Consider the following 2,786-nt stretch of genomic DNA (forward strand, 5'->3'; position numbering starts at 1 on the left):
GCCGGGGCGTGGGGCGCGCGGGCGGCCCACGCCTGGAACGCCTCGTGGATGCACCCCGCCGGGCGCGGGCGGTCTTCGCCGCGGGCATCCGCCAGCAGCCGCGCCCGCTCGGCCGCGTCCACCAGCGGCAGCGCCGAGACCCGCGCGCCGGGATCGGCCGCGACGGCCTCCAGCAGGCGCGCGTAGCGCCGCAGGAGCTCCGCCAGGGTCGGTTCGTCCCACAGCTGCGCCCGGTACGACAGACGCCCGTGCAGCCCGGCGGCATCCTGGACCAGGTTCATGGACAGGTCGAACTTCACCGTCCCCGTGCCCCGGTGCAGGTTCTCCACCCGGGCCCCGCCCAGCCGCAGGTCACCCCGGCGGGTGTTCTGCAGGGCGAACAGCACCTGGAAGAGGGGGGTATACGCCAGGGTGCGCTCCACCCCCAGCTCCTCCACGAGCTTCTCGAAGGGGAGGTCCTGGTGCTGGTACGCGGCCACGGTCGTGTCGCGCACCTGGCGCAGGAGGGCGCGAAAGGGCGGGTCGGCGGCCAGGTCGGCGCGCAGCACCAGCAGGTTCACGAACATCCCGATCAGCCCCTCCGTCTCCAGGCGGTTGCGCCCGGCGATGGGGCTGCCCACCACCACGTCGTCCTGGCCGCTCCAGCGGGCCAGCAGGGCCTGCCACGCCGCCAGCAGCGCCATGAAGAGGGTGGCGCCCTCCGCCCGGGCCAGGGCGTCCAGCCGCTCCGTCGTCTCCGCGTCCACGTCGAAGACCACGGCCCCGGCCGCGGCGCGGGCCACGGCGGGGCGCGGGCGGTCCGGGGGAAGGTCCAGCAGGGGCGGCGCGCCGGCCAGCCGCGCCCGCCACCACCCGGCCTCGCGCTCCAGCACGGGCCCCGACAGCCAGGCCCGCTGCCACGCGGCAAAGTCGGCGTACTGCACGGGGAGGTCGGGGAGCGCCGGGTCGCGCCCCTCCACGAACGCCTCGTACAGGGTGGAGATCTCGCGGACGAAGATCTCCATGCTCCACCCGTCGCTGGCGATGTGGTGCAGGGTCAGGAGCACGGCGTGGTCGTCCGGGCCCAGCCGCACCAGCAGCCCCCGCAGGGGCGGGCGCGCCGCCAGGTCGAACGGCCGGGCGGCCTCGGCGGCGGCGATGCGCGCCAGCTGCCGCGCGCGGTGCGCCCGGGGCACCCCGCCCAGGTCCACCACGGGGAGCGGCACGGGGCCGGCGGGGCACACCCGCTGCACGGGCTCGCCGTCCACGAGGGGAAAGAAGGTGCGCAGCGACTCGTGCCGGCCCACGGTGGCCGCCAGGGCGCGCGCCAGCGCCGCCCGCGAGAGGGGGCCGCCCACGCGCACGGCGAAGGGCATGTTGTACGCGGCGCGCCCCGGCTGCAGCCGGTCCACGAACCACAGCCGCTGCTGCGCGAACGAGAGGGGGAGGGGCCCGTCGCGGGGCACCCGGGCGATGGGCGGGGGACGGGTGCCGGGGGCCTCGCCGGCCGGGGGCGCGTCGTCCGGCTCGGGGGCGGCCAGCACGTCCTCGTAGACCAGCCGCTCCACCTCGGCCGCCATGGCCTCCACCGTGGGCCCGGCGAAGACGGCCCGGATGGGCAGCTCCACCCCGAAGGCGGCGCGCACGCGCGAGATGAGCCGCATGGCCAGCAGCGAGTGGCCGCCCAGCTCGAAGAAGCTGTCCCGCACGCCCACCCGCTCGCGCCCCAGCACCTCGGCCCACGCCCCGGCCAGCACCTGCTCCACCTCCGTGCGGGGCGCCACGTAGCGCCCGGCGTCGTACCCCGGCGCGGGCAGGGCCCGCGCGTCCACCTTGCCGCTGGGGGTCAGGGGCAGCGCGTCCAGCGGCACGAACGCGGCCGGCACCATGTACGCCGGCAGGGTGGCGCCCAGGTGGGCCCGCAGGGCGTCGGCGTCCGCGTCGCCCACCGTGTAGGCCACGAGCGCCCGCTCGCCGGGGGTATCCTCGCGCGCGAGGACGCGCGCCTGGCGCACGCCGGGGTAGGACAGCAGGGCGGCCTCCACCTCCGCCGGCTCGATGCGGAAGCCGCGGAGCTTGACCTGCCCGTCCATGCGCCCCAGGAACTCCAGGGCCCCGTCCTCGCGCCAGCGCACGCGGTCGCCCGTGCGGTACACGCGGGCCCCGGGCCGGCCGGAGAAGGGGTCGGGGACGAAGCGCGCGGCCGTGAGGGCGGGGTCGCCCAGGTAGCCGCGGGCCACCCCCGCCCCGCCGGCCCACAGCTCCCCGGGAACGCCCACGGGGGCCGCCGCGCCGTGCACGTCGGCCACGAAGACGCGGGTGTGCGCCACGGGCCCGCCGATGGGGACGGGGCTCCCGTCGCGCGGCGCCCGGACGACGGCGTGGGTGCAGGTGAAGGTGGTGTTCTCCGTGGGCCCGTAGCCGTTCACCAGGCGCAGGGCCGGGAGCGCCTCGCGCACGCGCCGCACGTGGGCCGGCGAAAGGACGTCGCCGCCGGCCAGCAGGTGGCGCAGGCCGCGGAGCCCCTCCAGGTCCTCGTCCACCATCCGGTGAAAGAGCCCCGCCGTGAGCCACAGCGTCGTCACCGCGCCCGCCCGCAGGGCCGCGCCCAGCTCGCCCGCCGAGAGGGGGCCGGGGGGAAGGACCACCAGGGTGCCGCCGTTGAGCAGCGCGCCCCAGACCTCGAAGGTGGCGGCGTCGAACGCCGTGCTGGACAGCTGCGCCACGCGCGCGCCGGGGCCCAGGGGCGCGTAGTCCGCGCCGCGGGCCAGGCGCACGACGCCGCGGTGGGGGACGGCCACCCCCTT

At 78.0% G+C, this 2,786-nt stretch carries 1 protein-coding gene; it reads right to left on the reverse strand.

Annotated elements, in window-relative coordinates; genetic code table 11:
* Positions 1-2,786: condensation domain-containing protein (locus tag VFZ20_RS30705; RefSeq protein ID WP_329687789.1), on the reverse strand; the 2,786-nt coding region annotated here is incomplete at both ends.

The organism is Longimicrobium sp. (assembly GCF_036280135.1).
In the GTDB taxonomy this organism is placed as follows: Bacteria; Gemmatimonadota; Gemmatimonadetes; order Longimicrobiales; family Longimicrobiaceae; genus Longimicrobium.